This is a genomic window from Vibrio sp. 1288 (genome assembly GCF_033344475.1).
Map to the genome: position 1 here is coordinate 87,418 of NZ_JAWPOX010000003.1, position 21,792 is coordinate 109,209.

Consider the following 21,792-nt stretch of genomic DNA (forward strand, 5'->3'; position numbering starts at 1 on the left):
CCTCAATATGAGGAAAAAATCGGCTAACAGGCGCTAACTACGCACAAAAAGCCTAGAACTGATATCCGTAGCTGAGCATGAACTCGGCTGGTGCGCCGTAGCCAATCTGGTTTAAGCCAGACGTGCCGTTTGTTGCGCCAAGAATGTATTTCTCATCCAAAATGTTGTAAGCGTTCGCTTGGATTTTGTGACGACCAGTGGTGTACGCCGCCATCAAATCCACCGTTGTGTAATCGCCAAGTGCGACGGCTTCGTCGTTACCTGCGTAACGGTCGCCCACGTACTTCACACCACCGCCTAAACGCCAGTTGTCATCCAATTGGTAAGTGCTCCAAAGAGAGAACAAGTGGTCTGATACATCGTTAGGCTTTTTGCCTGTGGCTTTGTCTTCCGCATCTAAGTAGCTGTAACCAACAGAGATGTCCCACTGTTTGGTGATTTGGCCGCGAGCCTCTAATTCAATGCCTTGGTGACGCACTTCAATTTTATCGATCACATCGCCGTCCACGTTAGTTTGTGGTTGCTCTTGATCAATCTGGAACAGTGCCGCATTCAACATTAATGCGTTATCCAAAAGGTACGCTTTCGCACCCACCTCTTTTAAGTCGGTGTGGAAGAATTCCGCCAATTTTGGATTGATGTAGATACCAGCGTACGGTAACTGCCAAGAGCGCGCTAAACTGGCGTATACGGATGTGTCGGAGTTGATGCGGTATACCAAACCAGCACGGTAGCTGACTTTGTCATCATCCAATTTTTCCTTATCTGAGCCCGCTTTTCGTTGTTCGAGTTCCATCGAGTCGTAACGCACGTTACCGATCAAAGAAAGATCGCCCCACGTATAGACGTCTTGCACATACAAACCTGTCGTGGTGGTGGTATTGTCACGAAATGGCTTAAAGCCCGGATCAGGCGTTGGACCAACGACTGGGTCGTAGATGTTTTGCGCAGGAAGCGTTTTGTCACTTGCCAACGTTAGGTCGATATCGATCTGGTTGAAATCTGCACCCACCATCAATTGATTGTCCCTGGTTTCCCAAACCAACTCAGATTGTAAAGTGGTCGTAGTACGTGGATCGTAACCAAAGTTGTTGACGGTTTGAGACACTTCATTACCCGTCACTTTGCCCTGACGCGTGCCTTTTTGCTCAAGTTCGATATGGTTGAATGCCGCTCGGTTGTTCCATACCCATTGATCATTCAGACGCCATTCGTAATCCACCGCAATACGGAGACTGTCTGACTCCTGATAGTCGTTTGTGCCGCCAAAGTAAGTGCTTACTGGCAAATCAACTGGCTTGCCATTTTTTGATGGCACACCACGATATGGCACTAGTTCTTGATGGGCGTATTCCACGTCAATATCAATGGTGTGACCTTCCGCCGGTAACACACGAATGGTCGGTGCAATGAAGAAATCGTTTGAATCAACATGATCAACGTACGAGTCGGCTTGACGATATTCCAAGTTAATACGTCCGTTGACCTTATCGGTAAACGCCATTGAGCTGTCGACCTGACCAACATATTGGTTGTTGCTGCCTACACTACCGTTTACGTGAGTAAAATTCTCACCGTTAGCGCGTTTCGTCACCAAGTTGATGATGCCCCCAGCCGAGCCACGGCCATACAATGCGCCCGCAGGGCCTTTCACAATTTCAACGCGTTCAACGTTCGCTAAGCTGCGGTAAGACTGCAACGTACCGTCATCTCGCAAGCCATCACGATACATATCGTTGAGTGAATCAAAACCGCGAATCATGAACTGGTCACGGCTGCCTTCGCCCAAGGTGTTATTGACCCCGGCTACCCCATCTAGCGCATCCACTAAACGCACCGCGCCTCGGTCTTGCATTTCTGTTTTCGTTACTACAGATACCGCTTGTGGCACATCAAGCCATTCCACATCGGTTTTGGTGCCTGATTGAGGCATGTGTTCAGCATAACCTTCGTACTGATGACCGAAGACTTGAATCGTTTCAGTTGCTGATGAGGTTGAGTTCGTCTCTTCTGAAGCCACTGCGCTTGGTGCTACTAGTGAAGAACCAATCGCGACCGCCAAGGGGGTCAGGGTCAATAATTTATTCATTCCATAATTCCGTTTAGTTGTTATAAAGCCAACGGATGGAAATAAGAACAAATATTATTTCTATTTGCAATATTAATTTTATGCTCTATATTTATTTACCCTAAAAACACAACTAACAACAAAAAAAAACCAAATATCATAACAATAAATACTAAAACTTCTGCCCTCCGTCTCGAGAGAGGCACATTGGAAGACGACCGTGAGCGACTTTATCAACGTTAGAAGAAAATGTTAGAAAATTAGGAAAGCTCATGAAATCTACGATGATTATCGTAAGTCATGTCGTTAACGATGCAGTCACTCACGGCTTTGTGCCTGCAGCTAAAGCGATGGACCTTCACGTCGTTCTTATCACCGACCATAAGCTCAGCCATTTAGAGTTGGCGAGTCATGATAGTCACTTTAATCCGGATACCATTCTAGAATGTGATGTCTTCAACCCATTAGAACTCATCGAAACCATCACGGAGCATGAATTAAAGCCAGACGCTATTTTCAGCAATAGTGATCACTTACAAACTTCCACCGCCATCTGCGCGCAATTTTTTGGCCTCCCATCCAAAGATTGGTCTGTCACGTTAAAGGCCAAAAACAAACACTTAACTCGACAAGTGTTAAATGAAAAATCCTTACCCAACACACAAAGCTGTTTGCTGCATCGCCATTCGAATGTGGCATTAGGCATGGCCTTCCCTGTCGTAGCAAAACCCAAAGAAGGCGTGGCAAGTTTAGATGTACAGCGCTGTGACTCCCAAAGCGAGCTCGATGCTTACTGCGAGGCGTTTTGGCAAAAGCACCCAAACGCCGCCATTCTGGTGGAGCAGTTTCTTCAAGGACCGTTGGTTACGCTCGAAACTTTAGGAGACGGTAACCAACTTATCGCCGTGGGCGGTTTTGATGTGTCGCTCTCTGAGCCGCCTTACTTTATCGAAACCGCCGCAGACTGGAACGGACCAAACGGCATTGCTCACCGAGAAGCTTGCTTGGCTCAACTGAAAGCGTTCGGCGTTGGTTTTGGAGTTTGCCACAGCGAATTTATTATTACGGAAAATGGCCCGGTTCTGGTGGAAATTAACTACCGCAGTATTGGAGATGGCCGCGAATTCTTGCTCAACAATCTCGCTCCCTTCGGTTGGTTTAGCACGATTTTGGGTCTGCATCTGGGTCGAAGATTGGACGGCGATTACCAAATTCATGGGTCAGCGCACGTGCACTACGTAGTTGCGGAACACAGTGGTGTTATTGACGGAGGTTCGACGTCGTTCATCCAACACGATGACGATATCATCACCCAGCAACAGGTACTAAAAACCGCTGGAGAACACTTCCAACAGAGTTATTCCAATAAGGATTATCTCGCCCGAATTTCGATTGTCTCACCATCAGGGCGAAATCTCGACCAAGCGCTGCAGAACGCGCTTAGCAATTTCGATCTAGCTCCGACTCGTGAGGTGGCAGCATGAATGACAACGCTTTGTATCTAACGCAACGATTGATCGACACTTGCTTGCGCGAAGACATGTTTGGCATTTTGTCGAAGGCCAAGTTCAGTAGAGACGCGCCAAAAGGGGTAATTGTTCCTCAAGACGAGCAAGTCTGGCTGATATTTGCCAACTCTGATTTCACGTTGTATTTACCTGTTGCGCCAACGTATTACATGCAGCACTGGCGCTACGGTCACGCCAATGACGAAACACCACCAGGTTGGTGGGTGGAGAAAAATGGCCAAGTCGAGCATCAACAGCATTACAAAGAGTGGATTGCGCTACTAACGACACTGGCGCACGAGAGCTCTCACGAGTTGCTGGCGGGATACCTTCAAGAACTGGAATGTGCAGAGAAACACAAAGCGCTGTGTGACCAAGCGTTTCATCATCATGCAGACCACATTTCTCAACCAATATCCGAGCTTGGTTCTTGGCATCAAAAACTGCTGCTAGCCGACCAGATCGCTTCTTACCTTGACCATCCGTACTATCCAACTGCGCGGGCGAAGTTTGGCCTGAGCGATGAAGACCTTGCTAAGTACGCGCCCGAGTTCGCACAAAGCTTTGCTCTGCATTGGATTGCGATTGAAAAATCACTGGTAACATTAACCAGCGGACAACCTGATTGCTGGCCAACCATGGAGCAAGTGGGGCTTCCTGCTGATTTTGCACTGAGCCACGTTCTGTTCCCTGCACATCCGCTCACCCTGCGATCTTTAGAAGCCTTACCCGAAGGTGTGATAGAAGCGCCTTTAACGTATCTAGACGTGACGCCGACGCTTTCCGTTCGTACTGTGGTCGTCAACGAGGCACCGCACATTCACATCAAGGTTCCGCTGATCATGCGATCGCTAGGCACGAAAAATATTCGCTTAATCAAGCCTTCAACACTGTATGACGGCCACTGGTTTGAACGCCTACTCAGCCACCTTGAACAAACGGACGCCGATTTAAACAGTCGCTTGTTCCATTGCAACGAAAAACACGGTGGACACATCGGCGAGGATAAAACCTTCGCGTACATCGTACGTGAGTACCCACTTACTCATTGCGAAGACAAAGCGTTAGTTCCGGTTGCAGCACTAGCAAGCCCAATGCCTGACGACCGCTTGTTCTTAGAACATTTGGCAGAACATTACTATCAACAAGATACGCTGGCGTGGTTCCAAGATTACGTCGATCTATTATTCCAAGTGCACCTCACCTTGTGGCTTCGTTATGGCATCGCATTGGAGTCCAACCAGCAAAACGCCATCATTGCATTTGATCAACAGGGCAAAATGACGCTCGCGATGAAAGACAACGACGCGGCGCGAATTTGGCCAGAGCGCTTCCACTTTGCAACAGAGCATGCAGCCCAAAAACACGGCGCAAAACTACTTCCAGTGGATTGCGATGAACTGCTCGACCAACGCATCAAAGTCGACAATGAATTGGCGCTCGGTCAGATGTTTACCACCATCACACTGCAACTGGATATCGCAGCGATTGTAGAATCTATGGCAGCGAAGGGCATTGCCTCTTCAGCATCGCTTTACGCCATCGTGGCCAAAAGCATTGCAGAGCAACTCAACCGATTGGAAGGCGAAGGGTTAGAGACAAAACTGGCACGCGAGTTACTGCAAGAGGCGCCTGATTTGTACGCCAAGTACTTGTTGAGCTCTGGCAGTTTGCTCTCGAAAGAAGCCTCCGGCGCGAGTGACATCAATAAGTTCTATGGTTTGTCGGCTCCGAACTTCTTGCTGCTTTCTAACGAAGAAGCGCAACGCGCCTACTTAGAAGCCATCAAAAAAAGCGTACGTTAAACGATTATGACCAAACTCATCTACAGTGTGTTGTTGTGCCACTTTATCGCTGCGTTTGCCGCGTTAGGTATGCCGCTATTTCTACCCGTCGTGTTGCCAACGTTAGGCGCAAGCATTGATGCGGACTGGGCAGGGGTATTGTTTATCCTACCTACGTTTTGTACTGCGTTGGCGGCGCGATTTTGGGGCAACTTTGCCGATCGCTACGGTCGCCGCCTCTCACTCTTGCGTGCGCAACTTGGCCTTGCAGCAGGGTTTGCGCTGTGCGGCTTGGCAGACAACCTCGCCATGTTTGTGTTTGGTCTTATTGTTCAAGGAACCTTTGGCGGCACCATGGCCGCCTCGAACAGCTACTTATCTAGTCAAATTAAAGAAGCCAAAACACTCGGCAAGTCACTCAATAAAACCCAACTATCTGCTCGCTTGGCGCTGATCGTTGCGCCCATTGGGCTCGGCTGGAGCTTGTCAGAGACCAACCCGCTCAACGCGTACCTGTGGTTATGCGTTTTGCCTTTAATTGCTATGGGCATCACGCTAACACTGCCAGCGGATAAACCCGCCGACCAAAACCTCGAAAAGCCAAACTCAGAACCTCAGCAAGAAAAACCGGTTGCACAGAAAAACGCAATGCATGCCATTCGTTGGATCTTCTTTGCTCAATTCGGGTTTGCGTTTTCTATGGTGGTGACCTTTCCTTACTTCTCGCCGTTTGTGCAGCAATATGGCATCACTAACCACGCATGGATCGGTTTTTTGTACGCACTGCCGCATGGCGTCTATCTGTTGCTGGCAGGAAAAATTCACGTGTTGTCAGATGGGTTGAATCGCCATCAACCGCTGCGCACGTTGTGGCTTGGGTTTGCATTGCTTGCCGTGAGCTCTGCCTTGCATTTGATTGCGTCCGAAACCGCACTCATTGCTGCGAGAATTATCTTCGGCATCGCGATGGTGTGTTGTTATCACGGATTGCATCAGCATCTTGCGAGCAATCTGGATCGCAAACTCAGTGGCAAAGTATTTTCTCGCTTTGATGCCATGTCCAAATGGGGTGGCGTGGCAGCGGGATTTTGCGCTTCTTTCATTTCTAGCTTGGGGCTACTTGAGGTTCCTTTCCTACTTTCTGCGATAGTCAGCGTAATCACCTTGATCGCGCTGGTTCTCCACTCAAAATTTGGAAATCAACATGTTACAAACTCAATCCTCTCAGACTAGCGAGTTGCGCGCACATGAGGTGCAGCTCAACCGTGAGAAAGCCCAACTCAACACGATAATGGGTGTTCTTAATTGTTACTTACGTGAATTTGCGCTACCGAATCAACAAGTGGAATGGCACTACCAATCGACATCGCTACCCCAAACGTTAAAACGCAACTATCCCGCTAAACAGCGGATAGCCGTTCATCTTTCTCAACAAAATGGCGTGCTGGTTTTGCCGATTCACTACGCGAGCAAACTGGGCAAAATCAAATTGGCAGAACTGCCTTGGGCGAAAATGCCGGGATCTGGTTGGGCGAAATTGGATGCCACGCAAACTCTTACGCTTTTGCTTAACTATCTCAAGCAGGTATTGGCGATCCCGTTTAACCATGAGCTGATCGAACAACTAGAAAATAGCGTGCTGGTTACCGAGCAGTTTCTCAACGTCGCGCCCAAATCGCATCACAACGAATTTATCGCTTCGGAACAATCTCTGATTTGGGGGCATACTTTCCATCCGACCCCGAAAAGTCGTTCGGGCGTCACCATGGATGATCTCTTGGCGTTTTCTCCAGAAGTCGGCGCGCAAGTCCCGTTGTACTGGTTTGAAGTGGATACGTCCTTACTTGATGTGCTGAGTTCCGACGGAGAAGCTAACCCTGCGCAGCGCATGCTACAACGGCTCGCGCCACAACACGCCACCAGCAATGGGAAGACCCTCTACCCTTGTCATCCTTGGGAAAGCTACACCATTTTGAGTAACCCAAGCGTGAAGCGCGCCATTGAACAAGGCAAGATCACGCCACTGGGTTTAGGTGGTGAAAAGATGCAGCCGACCTCTTCAGTTCGTACCCTCTACCACCCTGACATGGACTGGTTTGCGAAATTCTCCATCAACGTACGATTAACCAATTGCGTGCGCAAAAACGCGTGGTACGAACTCGACAGCGCCGTGCAACTCACGTCGATTCTCAAACCAATTAGAGAAAACGAACAGCTGCACAACCCCGTATTTAAAGTGATGACAGAGCCTTACGCCACCACGTTGAATCTAGAAAGTGTCGCTGAGCACAACTGGGACGACAACACCAAAGCACGCGAATCGTTTGGGATTTTGTATCGCGAAAATTTCTCGCTGAGCGAAGTCGACATCTTGAAACCAACCCTCGCTGGCGCTCTGTTTGCTTACGATAATAACGGCAACAGTCGCATTGCTCAACGCCTTAAAAACAAAGCGCGTACTACGCAAAATCGCTATTCCGACATCGCGACACTGTGGTTTGAACGCTATTTGCATTGCCTGATCCCGGGCGTATTTAATTACTACTTCAAACACGGGGTGGCGTTTGAGCCGCATTTGCAAAACACCCTGATTGGCTTTGAGCAAGAGATGCCGTGTTGTGTTTGGATTCGTGATTTGGAAGGCACTAAATTACTGCCGGAGTTCTGGCCAGCAGAAACATTAACTGACTTGTCTGAACGCGCACGACAATCGGTTTACTACAGTCGCGAACAAGGCTGGAATCGCATCGGATACTGCACCTTTATCAACAACATCAGCGAAGCGATTTTCTTCATCGCAGAAGGTGATGAGCCACTAGAGCAAACGCTGTGGAATGCGGTGCAAAGTGCCATTGTGCATTGGCAATCAGTGAATGGAAAACAACCGGAACTAGAAACGTTGCTAAATGGCGGTCACTTCCCAAGCAAAAATAATTTCACCACGCGTTTGATGCAAAAAGCCGATAAGGAGTCGGGCTATACCCAAGTCGCCGCGCCTTGGCAGCAACACGAAAAAGGATCGCAACATGTCTAATTCACTCTCTCTACCGACACACATTTGCCAACAAGTTCACACGCTCGCACGGCAGCAAAGTCAACCCTTGTGCGCGTACGTGTATGACCTAAGCGCCTTAGAAGAACACATCAAACAACTGCGTCACGTTTTGCCGAAAAATGTCGAGCTATTTTACGCAGCTAAAGCCAATCCATCGGGCCCGATTCTCAAAACGCTCGCGCCGTATGTCGATGGTTTTGAAGCGGCATCTGGCGGGGAGTTGGCACACCTCCACCAGCAACAACTCGATAAACCATTGATCTTCGGTGGCCCAGGAAAAATGCCAAGTGAATTGCAACAAGCGATTGAACTTGATGTCGATGCGATTCACGTCGAAAGCCTCACTGAGCTGCAACGCATTGGTGCGCTAACCGAGCGCCTCAACCGCCCTGCTTCGATCTTTTTGCGTATGAACATCGATATTGGCGACATCACGCTCAGCAAGTTGGCAATGGGCGGCAAGCCGACTCCGTTTGGCTTGGACGAGTCCGAACTGAGCAATGCTTTGATGTTGCTGCGCGATTTCCCGCAAGTGTCACTCAAAGGCTTCCATTTTCACTTGATGTCGCATCAGCTTGATGTTGAACGCCACTTAGCGTTAATGCAGCGCTATTTCCAAGTCGTGAAGGCGTGGCAGCAGGAGTTCGAACTCGGTGAGCTAATGATCAACTTGGGCGGCGGCATGGGCATTAACTACCAAAACCCTGAGCAACACTTTCCGTGGATGGAGTTTTGCGACAAGTTGGAATTCCTCATCGCCAAAGAGCAAGCGCAAGACTGGACACTGCGTTTTGAATGCGGACGTTTCATCACGGCGGCATGCGGTTATTACGTGATGGAAGTACTGGATATTAAGCAAAATCTTGGCGAAAACTTTGTCATCGCACGCGGGGGAACTCACCACTTCCGCACGCCAGCAGCGCAGAGTCATGACCATCCATTCGTCATCCTGAAAAGCGAGCAACACCATGAGATTTCTCACCCAATTCAGCATGCACAAGCGACCTTTGTCGGCCAGCTTTGTACGCCCAAAGATGTGCTGGCACGCAATCAACACGTCGCCCATGTCGATATTGGTGATTATGTTGTGTTTACCTTAGCAGGCGCCTATGCGTGGAACATCTCCCATCAAAACTTCTTGATGCATGAACCGCCGATCTTCCACTATTTTTAAACGGCATACTTCGCTTCATTCAAGCCCCAATCATTGGGGCTTTTTTATTCTTCAACATAACAAGCAGCCCTAATACTGCACCCTACTTCGCCGCCGCGTGGGTTAAATTGCCCAGCACGCCGCTGATTTTGTTCAATACCTCGTCACAGCCTTCAATATGATGGCGCTGCTTTAAATACATCGGATCGTTGTAAGCTAACCACGTTTTGCCTTCAGTATCTTCATACACCAACACTTTTTGGGGTAAATCGAGCGCCACCTCCTGCGCACAGATCATCAGTGGTGTGCCCACTTTAGGGTTTCCAAACACGATAACTTCAGTTGGTCGCAACGTCATATCGACTTTCGTGGCATTCTCTTGATGGTTAATGCGCGCAAAGACGTTCAACCCTTTTTCTTGCGCGATAGCGACAAATTTATCCGCCGTATCTTTTGCTGAATGTGTGCTCGCAACGGTTACCACGCCCTCACCAGCCAACGCACTCAATGACGTCAACGCCACGACCAACCCGATGATTACTTTTTTCATTTGTCGTCCCTTCCTCTCTCTGAGTCGAAAACTAGATATAGAAAAACCAAGTGTAGGAAAACTATAGAAGTCAGATTCCGCTATCGCGAATTGCACTCTACCCACTCAAGAGTCGACCGTGTAACACGGATAAATTGATTCAGATTAATAAAGCATTAACTAGCCGAGCATCAAAAGCGTGAAATACGTAACATTTGCAGCCTATTTTAGTAAGAAAGAGAAAAGTAGTGACACGCGATCAATTTGAGTTATTAGCACCCGGTGGTGATTTAGATTCCATCAAAGCCGCCATTGCCGCTGGCGCCGATGCAATTTACTGTGGGCTCGACCGCTTCAATGCTCGTAACCGAGCGACCAACCTCACCTTAGATAACTTAAATGGCGTGTTAACGTTGGCCCATCAGCACAGCTGTAAGATTTTCCTAACGTTGAATGTGCTGATTTTAGAAAGTGAAATTCCAGCGATTGTTCGCTTGCTCAGCCAACTGAACACCACCAAAATCGATGGCGTGATCGTACAAGATCTCGGTCTGGCCTACATTCTCAAACATCACTTTCCCGATTTGGATGTGCACGCTTCAACGCAACTGAACACGCATAACGAAGGCCAAATCCTCTTTCTCAACCAGCTCACCGCAAGCCGAGTAAACTTATCTCGCGAACTTAACATCAGTGAGATAAAACATCTGGCGCAATTTGGTCGCGAGCACAACGTAATGATGGAAGTGTTTGTCCACGGCTCATACTGCATCGGATTCTCCGGAATTTGCTACATCAGTTCCGCTCGCAATGGCGCATCAGGTAACCGTGGACGCTGTAGCCAACCTTGTCGCGAACAGTACGAAACGACCAAAACAGGCAACAACTACCCACTCAATATGAAAGACAACTCCGCCTTTGGGGACTTGGAAGCGCTTGCCGATGCTGGCGTGTATTCATTAAAAGTGGAAGGGCGAATCAAGAAATCGCACTACGTCTATACCGTGGTCGACAATTGGCGCCAGCAAATCGATCGCTTGTGCGAGGGTTTGGAACTCTCTGAAGACACCACAGAGTTATACACGGTGTTCAACCGTGATTTCTCCAACGCATTTTTGCAAGGTGATTTCGGCAAGGCGATGTACATCGACAACCCGCGCGACCATGCTGTAAAGCATTTTTCGAAGGTTTACCAATGCCAGTCTGCTGATGATGTACAAGCGGTGAAAAAGAAACTCTACGATGACAAAACCGCGATCATTGAGAAAGTGGCAGAGCAAACTAAGTCGTTCGATGTCACTTCAACACAAGTATCCGGCAGCAGCTTGAAAGGGTCGATTGATGTGCCAACTCTGCCAACGTTACCTCAACCAGAACCTCGCCAAGGTGCGCCAAAATTATCGGTTCTGATCTCGTCAGCACAAGAAGCCATGCTGTGCGAATACCACGACGTTGATGTTTACTATCAATTGCCAATGGGATTGTCTGGTGAACTGAGCGCGATGATTGAATTGTTCCAAGCCAACCCAATGCTCAAACCTTGGTTCCCAGCCATTTTGATTGGCGAAGACTACCACGCCGCGCGCGTATTTTTGGAAACCATCCAACCTGAGTTGTTGATCACCAACAACTCAGGTGTCGGCATGATCGCAAAAGAGCTCGGCTTAGGCTGGGTGGCAGGCCCACAACTGAACACGGTGAACTCATACGCGTTTAAATGCCTTCAAGACGAGTTCGCGGCAAGTGGCGCGTTTGTTTCTAACGAGCTGAATATGAAGCAGGTGCGTCACATAAAGCGTCCGAAAAACATGCGCAGCTTCTACAGCATTTATCACCCGAACACTCTACTCACGAGCCGCCAATGTTTGTTTCAACAAACCGAAGGATGCCGTAAGGTGAAGGTCAACAAAAGTTGTTTGAAACGCTGTGACAAACGCACGTCTATCATCAACTTAAAAGACAATCCTTACTTGGTGCAAAAACAAAAAGGCAGCCACAATTCAATCTACAGCGAGCACAACATCTTAAACCTGCAAGTGCTGCACGATCTGCCGCAATTGTTTACCGATGTGTTGATCGATCTGTGTGATATCCAGACCGAAACAAAAGTCTCAGCAAGCAAACCTGAGTTGATTGACGCGTTCTTAGCTCTACTTGAAGATCACAGTGAACAAGCCGTCCAAACGCTGAATGCCATGATTCAACCAACAGCCAACGCGCAGTATTTAAAGGGGTTATAGGCGGTACTTGAAAGTTAAACAACGCATCCACTCTCAACATATCTTGAACACATACAGTGCACTGACTACAATAGCGCACTTTTTACGGAATTTAGGTCACACAAAATGACAGACACAGCTAAACCAGCTCTACCAGATCGCCTAGCGGGTAACCCACGTAGCCCATTCTTCATCAAAGAATGCTTCGAGCACCAAATCGGTATTCGTATCAACGGCCAAGAGCGCACAGACGTAGAAGAATACTGCGTGAGCGAAGGTTGGGTGAAAATTGCTTCTCCTAAAGCAAAAGACCGTTTCGGTAACCCAATGCTAATCAAACTTAAAGGCGAAGTTGAAGCGTACTACGTGTAAGCTGACCACGCTGAATATCTTTGAAAGCTCGAGTTTGACTCGGGCTTTTTTAATGCCTGTCATATCCCTTCCTCATTTAATCTCTTCCCTCTTATTTTCAGTACAAGTTATTAAGAAATCGATGTAAATCGCTGTTTTTATCTGATTGTTGTCTAAAGTTTCTAAAGAACGAACAGCAATAAGCATTGCCAAAAGAAACGACACCTTTTGAATACAGGGAGAGGAAATGGAAAGCCCACTTGTCACACTCAAACACGCCAGCAAAAGCTTTGTCGATGGCAAAGAGACACATCGCGTGTTGGAAGGCGTCGACTTCACGTTGAACACAGGAGCGAGTGTTGCGCTGACGGGCGCAAGTGGCAGCGGCAAAAGTACTTTGCTCAATGTCATCGCTGGCTTTGAGCCGCTTTCCGATGGTGAGTTGTGGTTAGATGGCGATAACACGGCGGCTTGGAAAGACCCACAATGGAGCCGATTTCGACATCAAAAACTCGGTGTTATCTTCCAGCAATTCAATCTATTAACGCCGCTCAACGTGCAGCAAAACATCGCCTTCCCTCTGCATTTGAATCAACAGAAATGGAACGACTGGTGCGATTATTTGGTCGAGACTCTAGGTATCAGCCAACTTCTCGACAGGCATGTTTCTGCCCTTTCCGGAGGTCAACAACAACGAGTCGCGATTGCGCGCGCATTGGCACACAAACCTAAGCTTCTACTCGCCGATGAACCCACAGGTAACCTCGACCAACAAGCAGGCTTGGAAGTGATGAAACTACTCAGTGAAATCACCACCCAAGGCAATACTGCCGTGCTCTTGGTGACCCACAGCCATGAATGCGCTGAATTTATGAAAGCACGGCTGCGATTGGATAACAGTCAGCTACAGAACAGCCATCAAGTAAACAAACATGAGCTTCACCATGAAGCAAACTAAGCCATCAAACAACAGATTCACTCATACTCGACTCGCCCTGAATCTGTTTGCAGCGCACTATCGGCAGGCGCCACTGCAAGCCGCCGCGATTCTGATCGGTATCGTGTTGGCTGTGACCTTATTCGTTGCGGTGCAAGCCATCAACCTCAATGCCAAACGAAGTTATGCGGAATCTACCGAGCAGCTTAGCGCACAAGCTCAGAACTTAATTATTCCACCAGCAGGGCAAAACTATCTGCCCGAGTCTCTTTATTTCACCCTTAGACAAAACGGGCTCAGTGCAGCACTACCTGTAATCGAAGGGCGAGTGAGAGACGAACAAGGGCGTCGCTGGTCAGTGCAAGGTAGTGAGTTGATTGCCGCAATTTCCTCACGTTCGCGCTATTCGTCAGAAAACCAACAAAACGTGTCTTTGTTCGACAGTGCTTTACCTTTACCTGAGCTTTTGGCCGGTAAGCCGATCGTGATGATGAGCCAATCTCAACATCAAAACTTAGGGGAAGTAGAAACCCTAACTCTGGATGACATTCCAACCCAAGTGGTGGTGCTACCAGACGAATGGCAGTTAGGTAGCCGAATGTTGATGGACATTGGCTTTGCCCAGCAACTGCTCAATAAACAAGGGCAGCTCAGTTACATTGCAGTTTTCCATTCGGGTGATAAAGGGGATAAAGACACGCAGGCAAATTGGCAGAAGCTGATTAGCGATCAAGGGCAATGGATTTCCAATAACCAAAGTACAGACCTTGGTTCGCTGACCGACAGCTTTCACCTCAACCTCACCGCAATGAGCTTACTCGCGTTTTTAGTCGGGCTGTTCATCGCTTACAACGGCGTAAAGTACAGCTTGCTGAAACGCAATCGGCTGTTAGTGCAAATTCAACAAGCGGGTGTTGCGCCGAGCATTGTGTTCTCTGCGCTGTTAGTTGAGCTCACTCTTCTCGTTACCATCGGCGCTTCCCTCGGTTTTGTGTTGGGCATACAGCTCAGCCATTGGCTGCACCCGACCGTAGCACTGACTTTAGAACAACTTTACGGCGCAACACTGCTGCCCGGCACTTGGCAGTGGCAATGGTGGGCGCAAGCATTGCTGCTCACGTTAGCCGCCACCCTATTGGCATGTTGGCAGCACTTTAAACAGCGAGTGCGCCAACCGCTTTCCTCTCATGGCGGATTTTATCAAGCACCTGAAGCCTCTAACGAAAACCAATTGTTTTTGATAGGTGCTGCGTTAACGATTCTTGCGCTTGCGGGTTTATGGCTGAGTGAGCACCACCGATTTACCATGGCGTGGCTCGGCGTGCTTGTGGTGTCGATTCCTTTGTATCTACCCAAAACAATCAGCGTATTAGCCAATTGGTGTGAAAAACGCACCAGTTCCGGTTTGATGCAGTATCTGTTTGCTGAGCTGCGCGAGCTGATTTCTCCGCTTTCTCTCGCCATGATGGCACTGCTACTCGCCGTTACTGCCAATATGGGGATGAACACCTTAGTGGGCAGCTTTGAATCCACCCTTAAACAGTGGTTAGAACAAAGGCTGCACGCCGATATTTACGTCAGCCCTGCGCAAGGAGAAATCGCTGATGTAGAGCGCGCATTAGGGCAGTTCGATAAGGTTGAGACCGTCTACAAGCAATACTACGTCGACGATAACCTGCAAGGCTTACCGATTTTGCTTGGCACCAAAGACAAAGACACCTTAGAACAAACCATGGTATTCAAATCGCACTTGGAAAACTTCTGGTCACGCTTTTATCAAGGTAAGTTAGTCGCGATCAGTGAACCTACTGCGGTCAAACTGGGTTTATCACTGGGTAGCGAGCTCACGCTTGATGCTGTTCCAGATAAGAACCTGCTTGTGGGTGCGGTATTCCACGATTACGGCTCACCCAACGGTGAAGTCTTATTAGCACCCAAATTATGGCAAGAGAGTGGCTTTACCGACCTGCCAACAAGCCTTGGTATTAAAGTCTCGGGTGACCCACAAATCGTCTACGAGCAACTGCGCGAGCAATTGAATCTGCACCCAAATCAGCTCTACGATCAGGCGCAAATCAAATCCATCGCGTTGGATATTTTCTCGCAGACCTTCGCCATTACCCGCGCACTCAACGGTGTGACTTTAATGGTCGCGGTGATTGGCTTGTTCAGTGCTTGTTTCATGTTACTCGACGCGCGTAAAGCCGCTATTGCAAGGCTGTATGCACTTGGCGTCAGCCGTCGTAAATTAATGACCATGGTGGTCGGACAGATCGTCGCTTTAGTCAGTTTTACGCTGGTTATTGCCCTACCTTTAGGAGCCATGGTGGGATATGTGCTGACAGATATTGTCACCTTGCGCGCTTTTGGTTGGAGCTTAAATTATCTGTGGAATTGGAGTGATGCGCTGAGCATTGCGGCAATCACCATCTTGGTGGCAGTGATCGCAACCTTGATTCCGCTGTGGCGATTGGTCAGTAAGCCTGTCGTATCCAGTTTGCAAAGCGAGGTGTTGTGATGGTTCGATTGGCAAGCAAGCTTACTCTACTCATAAGCAGCTTATTCCTATTCGGTTGTGAAGATGCCCAACAAAAAAATATGGGCACGCAAAATATGGGCACGTTGCTGGGCAGTGGAGATACACAAAGCGAGAGCAACTTATTCACACCCGTAGAAAAAGGGATTGAACTCACCTTCCCTGCAGACCATCAAGCACACCCAAACTTTCGTCATGAATGGTGGTACTTAACCGCTAACTTAATTGATGAAGATGGCACTCCACTTGGCGTCCAGTGGACACAGTTTCGCTTTGCTGCTGCGCCGCCAACGGGCGAAGATGACGTGAAGAAAACCGAATGGCAAGCTCAACAAATCTACATGGCGCACAGCGCAGTGACGACCGCAGACAAACACTACGCCGATGAAAAATGGTCGCGCGATCAAGCCTCTCTCGCTGGCGTCGACACTTCACCATTTCGGGTTTATCTCGATGATTGGCAGTGGACTTCTTCAACCACCGATCTCTTCCCTGCCACATTGAATGCAAACTCCGAACAGTTTGGCTATTCGCTCACTCTTACCAGCAGCGCACCGTATCAAAAACAAGGAGAGCAAGGGTACAGCACCAAAAGCGCCGATGGTCAGGTGGCTTCGTATTACTACAGCCAACCGTTTATTGATGTCTCCGGTGAAGTCACGATCGACAGCAAAACCCATCAAGTGTCGGGCAAAGGCTGGATAGACCGAGAGTGGAGCTCGCAACTCTTACTCGACTCACAACAAGGCTGGGACTGGTTTGCCCTAAGGTTGAGTGACGACACCAGCTTGGTGGTGTTCCAATTGCGAGATTCCAAAACCGGACAAGCCAGTTACTCCAGCGCAAGGCTGATGCAGCAAGATGCTTCTGGCATTGCTATCCCACAGAAAGACATTCAGCTAGAGGCGACTAAGCAAACAGAAATCCAAGGGCGAAAGTATCCAACCCAGTGGCAAGTGTCGATTCCTAAGCAGCAAATCGAGCTAACCGTTTCTGCACTCAACCCGAACGCGAAAATGCCGCTTTCAGTGCCTTATTGGGAAGGCCCTGTGCGCATTAAGGGCTCTCATTCTGGGACAGGTTATATGGAACTAACGGGGTATTGAAAAGTTGAGTGATTACCCCAATTATTCAGCTAGTACAAACACAGGTAACCGAGTGATACACTGCACCTCAGTGTCATCCAATGAATGATTGAAAGGAAATATGATGAACCCAATTATCGCCTTGCTGAAAGAGAACAATATCAGCGACGAACAAATCAACGAGATTTTTCAGACTCTGACGCAAAACCCTCTAGCGGCAATGGCAACAATCAGCCAACTAGGTTTGCCACAAGACAAGCTACAAATGCTGATGGCGCAAGTGATGCAAAACCCTGCGCTAATTAAAGAAGCCGTAGACGAGTTGGGATTGGATTTCTCAAAGGTTGAAGAAGCAAAAGAGAAGCTTCAAAGCCAAAACCAAGGCAACTAAGTGTTAGCCATTTAGCGCTGAATATAGAAAAGGCCGTTAACCCGAGCATGTGGGTTAACGGCCTTTTTTGTTGGCTACTTTGTTGTTAGCTACTTTTTGTCGGCTAATTATTAGCGATTTAAAGACGCGAATTGTTCTGCGGTTATGCCGTAATAGAGCTTGTCGTCAAAGCCTTGCGTTAGTTTGTAGTAGTCTTTCTGACGGCCTTCCTGAGTAAAACCATTTTTCTCTAACGTCTTGTAAGAGCCAGCATTAGAAGCGTAGCAATCCGCACTGACTTTATGGGCGTTTAGCTCAGTAAAGCCAATCGCGGTCATCATTTGGCAAGCACGGGTTGCAACGCCTTTGCCCCATGCGTAAGTAGGTAATTGATAACCCACTTCGTAGTTGCCAGTTAAGAACATCACTGCGGTCACTGCACACATTCCCATGTACTGACCTTGCTGGTCACGAATCACGAACGTTGGGCTATCTGGCCAAACACCGTCTTTGCTCGCTTGTGCCGTATTTTCAATAATAGGGTCAAAGAAGCCTTCATATAGGTTGTTGTCAGCAGGTGCGAAGAACAGATATTGATTGACCTTATCGTCGTTCAACATCTCGATAATATCTTGTAGATCAGAGCCTTGAATCAGTTGGATAGTCAACGATTCGTTAAATGGGATGGCTTCGCCTTGTTTTAGTTTTTGATATGACATGTGTTACCTCGTTATCTGCTGAAAATAGTAGCCCAGCGGATAAGAGAAAAATTGGATTTTTGCGACAACTTTCGGGCTGATTAGCAATGTATTACGACTCAAAATCGCCATAGATATCGATGGTTAAGTCGCGCTTTTTCAAGTATTTGCTTGGCGTTTTTCTTAGCTGCTGTTTGAGGGTACGAATCAAATGCGATTGGTCACTGAAACCAAATTGTTGTGAGAAACCCGCCCAATCAATCGCTTCTTGTTTGTAGAGGGTCAAAATCATCTGCTCCAGACGTGCCATTTGTTGATACTGCTTAACGCTCAGCCCCACCACTTGCTTGAAACTGCGCTCAAGCGTTCTGCGAGAACAGGCGCACTGTTTGGCTATCTCATCAATATCCATCGCTAACTCAGGTGAACGTAGCGCTTGAGCGTCCATCACGGACACCGCTTTTTTCGATGCCAAAAACGGTTTGGTACGGCAAGGTTCGATATCTAACGCATCTAGATGTTGTTTGATGTAGTTCAGCAAACATTGCGGTGAATCTTGCAACTCTAGCAGCCATAGGCCCTGTTGAAAGCGCTCATCAAACGCCGCGCTGAGCCAATCAAACCATTCGCATTGGTTAATTGCAGCTACTTGGGATACATCACTAAACCGTGACTCAATGGCATATAAACCCTCTGGACGAAAGGTGATACCGATACGCTTTATGGGTGCCGTATCTTCCAACAACAGCAAATGCTCGTTAGCCGTTAATAAATGGCAGCCTTTGCCAGCAAGCTTTGTGTCTCCCGTGTCGTAGCTGTAGCCTTGCTCTGGTGGCGTAAAGAGTAAATGAGCACGCGGGTTTGGGATAAGGTGCGGCTTGGGGTCAATGACTTCACCCTCTGGCACTTCCAAGTACCACACTTGATGAATGAACCATTCGTACTCTGGCAGAGACTGTTTCCAAGCGATCATGATTGTCCTAGCGGTTAGTAAAGATAATGGGCGCAACGTTTTTACTTAAACACTTGCTCGTTGAGTGTGACTGATTGGCGCGCATCTCGCCACGCATTTCTCACCCAGCTCCCTTGCAAGCTTGTTGGATTGCGGTAGGCTTTGAGCAGAGAATACAAGCTGAACAGAACAAGGAAATCCCCCGATGCGCGTCGACTACCACCAACGACTGGTTCCTGTGATTCGTTATTTAGAACAACACTTTAATGAACCACTCAACTTGCCAGAAGTGGCCGCGCTGGCGAACCTTTCCCCTTATCACTTTCATCGTACCTTCAAAGCCGTGCAAGGCGAGACATTGGCTGATTTCATTCGACGTTTACGTTTAGAAGCCGCCGCCGATGACTTATTCAAATCCAAGCAACCGGTATTAAACATTGCCCTAGAGTACGGATTTTCTAGCTCACAGAGCTTAGCCAAAGCCTTCAAACAACATTATGGCGTTACACCTACGGCCTTTCGTGACTGCGAAAACTATCAGCAATTTTCTGAATTAGCACGAAACAGCAAGATTGGACACACGTTGCGCAAGAATGGAAACGAAGTGACACCAAGCGATTCATATACTGGCTCTGAACTCACCAAATGGAGCACGACAATGGAAACGCAAAACTTTGAAAAAGCAAAACTGGCTTACATTCGCGTAAACGGCCCTTACGGCCAAGGCTATGAAGAGCCATCAGGTCGCTTGTATCAATGGGCAGGAATGAAAGGTTTGGCAGGCAATACCTGCATCTTCATCTACCACGACAACCCAGAAATCACGCCAGACGAGAAGTGTCGTACTGACATCTGTCTCATGGTGCCAGAAGACACGGAAGTTCCGAAAGGCATTGAGCTGCAAGACTTCCCCGGCGGTCAATATGCGGTGATGCGCCAGCACATTACTGACCCAAGCCAATACTCAAAAGCGTGGGATGATGTCATGAGCAAAGTGATTGAATCCGGTATTGAGAACGACGACCGTCCTTGCTTTGAGCTTTACCACAGCTTCGACCCACAAACGCACCATGCAGACGTTAGCTTCTGCACTGCCATCAAATAAACCAAAAGCCTGCATCGTTGCAGGCTTTTTCATTTCTTACTCTGGTTGCTTAAATTCGTTCTTCCAAACGCTGTTTATCTTTTAATCCAATTACTTAGAACACGAACGAATACCTCAGTATTTTCGTGATCCTACTTCGCGTTTTGGCCACGCGCATTCATTCGCTCGGCTGAGTTGGGATTCATTTCACAGATTATTCATGAAGCGAACCTAGACTGAAAAAATTCTATCGACCCCGTTCGACCTACAACGCTAGGCACAATAAAAACTAGGTACTACAGCACCTCTAGGACATTCCATGAAGAAGAACTTACTTGCCATTGCTCTTGGTAGCGTGATTGCGCTGACTGCTGCCCCATACTCTATCGCGGCTAACGATGCTGCTATCCAATCTTCCGCCGACTACTCACAGATCGTCACCAAACGTCAGGTTGTCGACCAACTGCTTAATGACGCGGTACAAGCATTCAAATCTCCTGCGCGTATCTCGCATGCGGGTTTTACCGCCAAAATGCCGAGCAACATGGAAATTGTTACCGACCGCTTATTAGAAGCGTACAAACTTGAGCCGTACCGCACTGACCTACTGATTTCTGCGGCAAACGCGCAGATCTACAACAAGAATGCAGACCGCGCGATTGAACTGTTTGAACAAGCTCTTTCGGTCGCACCGGACGATGTGGATTTGCACGCTTACTTAGCGGTATGGCAGCGCTTTGAGGGCAACCAAACGGAATCAGCGAAACACATGGCTACGCTCACTAAGCTCAATGCAGGTAAAGCGGCAGACATCCAACGCATCTTCGACACCGTAGACCGCGTACTCGCTACGCCACTAAAAGAGAAAGCCGACAAAGGCAAATTGGATGACAAAGGCGCAATCGTCACATTGGGATACGCTCTGAACCCAGATGGTTCTATGCACCAGATCTTGGTTGAGCGTTTGGAAACCACGTTAGCCATGGCGAAGGCAAACCCAGACGCGTTGATCGTGTTGACGGGCGGCGTACCGAAGAACCACAAAACCGAAGGCAAGTTAATGGCGGATTGGCTGATTGAAAAAGGCATCAGCAAAGATCGCATCATTGAAGAAAACTACGCCACCAGCACGGTAGGTAACGCCCTATTCAGCAGCTACGCGTTGGCGCGTCATAACATCAAACACGCGACCATCATAAGCTCAGCGAGCCATGTACGCCGTGGACAAACATTGTTTGAAATCGCAAGCTGGCAAACCGGCCCACAAGGCATCACTTTCGACACTGTGAGCTACCCAGACAAGCCACTGAAAGACTTAGCCAAAGCCAGCGATGGCGAATTGCTTGGTATCTACCGCGATGCACTGCGTACCTACGGTATGTGGAGCTACCGCTCCTACCCGCTAGAGTCGCGTTAATACACTAGAGCCAGAAAGCAAAAGAGACCGCGTTAATGCGGTCTCT

General features: G+C 48.3%; 17 protein-coding genes. 13 read left to right on the top strand and 4 right to left on the bottom strand.

Annotated features, from left to right (window positions below; all coding sequences use genetic code 11):
• Positions 1 to 52: 52 nt before the first annotated feature.
• Complete coding sequence (locus tag R8O11_RS03305; protein WP_213901539.1) at positions 53 to 2,089, bottom strand: TonB-dependent receptor; 2,037 nt, start codon at positions 2,087 to 2,089, stop codon at positions 53 to 55.
• A gap of 251 nt (positions 2,090 to 2,340) precedes the next feature.
• Between R8O11_RS03305 and R8O11_RS03310 the strand changes: the two genes are divergently transcribed.
• The 5 genes from R8O11_RS03310 to R8O11_RS03330 are packed head-to-tail and all read left to right on the top strand — an operon-like array spanning position 2,341 to position 9,589.
• Complete coding sequence (locus R8O11_RS03310) at positions 2,341 to 3,552, top strand: ATP-grasp domain-containing protein (protein ID WP_005383468.1); 1,212 nt, start codon at positions 2,341 to 2,343, stop codon at positions 3,550 to 3,552.
• Complete coding sequence (locus R8O11_RS03315) at positions 3,549 to 5,381, top strand: siderophore biosynthesis protein PsvB (protein WP_005383472.1); 1,833 nt, start codon at positions 3,549 to 3,551, stop codon at positions 5,379 to 5,381. Before R8O11_RS03310 ends, R8O11_RS03315 begins: the two co-directional genes overlap by 4 nt.
• Positions 5,382 to 5,387: 6 nt before the next feature.
• Positions 5,388 to 6,593 carry an MFS transporter gene (locus R8O11_RS03320; protein WP_005374702.1) on the top strand — a complete coding sequence of 402 codons (1,206 nt, stop codon included), beginning with the start codon at positions 5,388 to 5,390 and terminating at the stop codon, positions 6,591 to 6,593.
• The gene (locus R8O11_RS03325; protein WP_054578600.1) at positions 6,565 to 8,394 is read left to right on the top strand and encodes an IucA/IucC family protein; all 1,830 of its coding nucleotides are present in this window, start codon (positions 6,565 to 6,567) and stop codon (positions 8,392 to 8,394) included. Before R8O11_RS03320 ends, R8O11_RS03325 begins: the two co-directional genes overlap by 29 nt.
• Entirely contained in the window at positions 8,387 to 9,589 is a 1,203-nt protein-coding gene (locus R8O11_RS03330) for a type III PLP-dependent enzyme (protein ID WP_318193913.1), read from the top strand. Before R8O11_RS03325 ends, R8O11_RS03330 begins: the two co-directional genes overlap by 8 nt.
• An 82-nt stretch (positions 9,590 to 9,671) precedes the next feature.
• Here R8O11_RS03330 and R8O11_RS03335 read toward each other — a convergent pair whose 3' ends face one another.
• On the bottom strand, positions 9,672 to 10,118 hold the full coding sequence (locus tag R8O11_RS03335; RefSeq protein WP_318193914.1) for a DUF302 domain-containing protein: 447 nt from the start codon (positions 10,116 to 10,118) through the stop codon (positions 9,672 to 9,674).
• A 227-nt stretch (positions 10,119 to 10,345) separates the two neighbouring features.
• On the opposite strand from R8O11_RS03335, the gene R8O11_RS03340 reads away from it, so the two are divergent.
• From R8O11_RS03340 to R8O11_RS03365, 6 genes are all read left to right on the top strand, one after another.
• Positions 10,346 to 12,337 (top strand): U32 family peptidase, encoded by a 1,992-nt coding sequence (locus R8O11_RS03340; protein WP_318193915.1) that lies wholly within the window; start codon positions 10,346 to 10,348, stop codon positions 12,335 to 12,337.
• A 105-nt stretch (positions 12,338 to 12,442) separates the two neighbouring features.
• Positions 12,443 to 12,688 carry a DUF3297 family protein gene (locus R8O11_RS03345; protein WP_025768686.1) on the top strand — a complete coding sequence of 82 codons (246 nt, stop codon included), beginning with the start codon at positions 12,443 to 12,445 and terminating at the stop codon, positions 12,686 to 12,688.
• Between the two features lie 226 nt (positions 12,689 to 12,914).
• Positions 12,915 to 13,625 (top strand): ABC transporter ATP-binding protein, encoded by a 711-nt coding sequence (locus R8O11_RS03350; RefSeq protein ID WP_318193916.1) that lies wholly within the window; start codon positions 12,915 to 12,917, stop codon positions 13,623 to 13,625.
• Entirely contained in the window at positions 13,612 to 16,122 is a 2,511-nt protein-coding gene (locus R8O11_RS03355; RefSeq protein WP_033906622.1) for an ABC transporter permease, read from the top strand. Before R8O11_RS03350 ends, R8O11_RS03355 begins: the two co-directional genes overlap by 14 nt.
• Positions 16,122 to 17,246 carry a lipocalin-like domain-containing protein gene (locus R8O11_RS03360; protein ID WP_033906621.1) on the top strand — a complete coding sequence of 375 codons (1,125 nt, stop codon included), beginning with the start codon at positions 16,122 to 16,124 and terminating at the stop codon, positions 17,244 to 17,246. The genes R8O11_RS03355 and R8O11_RS03360 overlap by 1 nt, the downstream gene beginning before the upstream one ends.
• Positions 17,247 to 17,349: 103 nt before the next feature.
• On the top strand, positions 17,350 to 17,616 hold the full coding sequence (locus tag R8O11_RS03365) for a DUF2999 family protein (RefSeq protein WP_004746427.1): 267 nt from the start codon (positions 17,350 to 17,352) through the stop codon (positions 17,614 to 17,616).
• A gap of 110 nt (positions 17,617 to 17,726) precedes the next feature.
• On the opposite strand, the gene R8O11_RS03370 is transcribed toward R8O11_RS03365, so the two are convergent.
• Entirely contained in the window at positions 17,727 to 18,314 is a 588-nt protein-coding gene (locus R8O11_RS03370) for a GNAT family N-acetyltransferase (RefSeq protein ID WP_172563952.1), read from the bottom strand.
• A gap of 91 nt (positions 18,315 to 18,405) precedes the next feature.
• A complete protein-coding gene (locus R8O11_RS03375; RefSeq protein WP_318193917.1) occupies positions 18,406 to 19,266 on the bottom strand; it encodes a helix-turn-helix transcriptional regulator in 861 nt (286 codons plus the stop codon).
• 184 nt (positions 19,267 to 19,450) lie between these two features.
• Here R8O11_RS03375 and R8O11_RS03380 point away from each other — a divergent pair, with 184 nt between their 5' ends.
• Both R8O11_RS03380 and R8O11_RS03385 read left to right on the top strand, forming a co-directional pair.
• Entirely contained in the window at positions 19,451 to 20,350 is a 900-nt protein-coding gene (locus tag R8O11_RS03380; RefSeq protein WP_020195560.1) for an AraC family transcriptional regulator, read from the top strand.
• A 298-nt stretch (positions 20,351 to 20,648) separates the two neighbouring features.
• Entirely contained in the window at positions 20,649 to 21,746 is a 1,098-nt protein-coding gene (locus tag R8O11_RS03385; protein ID WP_318193918.1) for a YdcF family protein, read from the top strand.
• Positions 21,747 to 21,792: the final 46 nt, after the last annotated feature.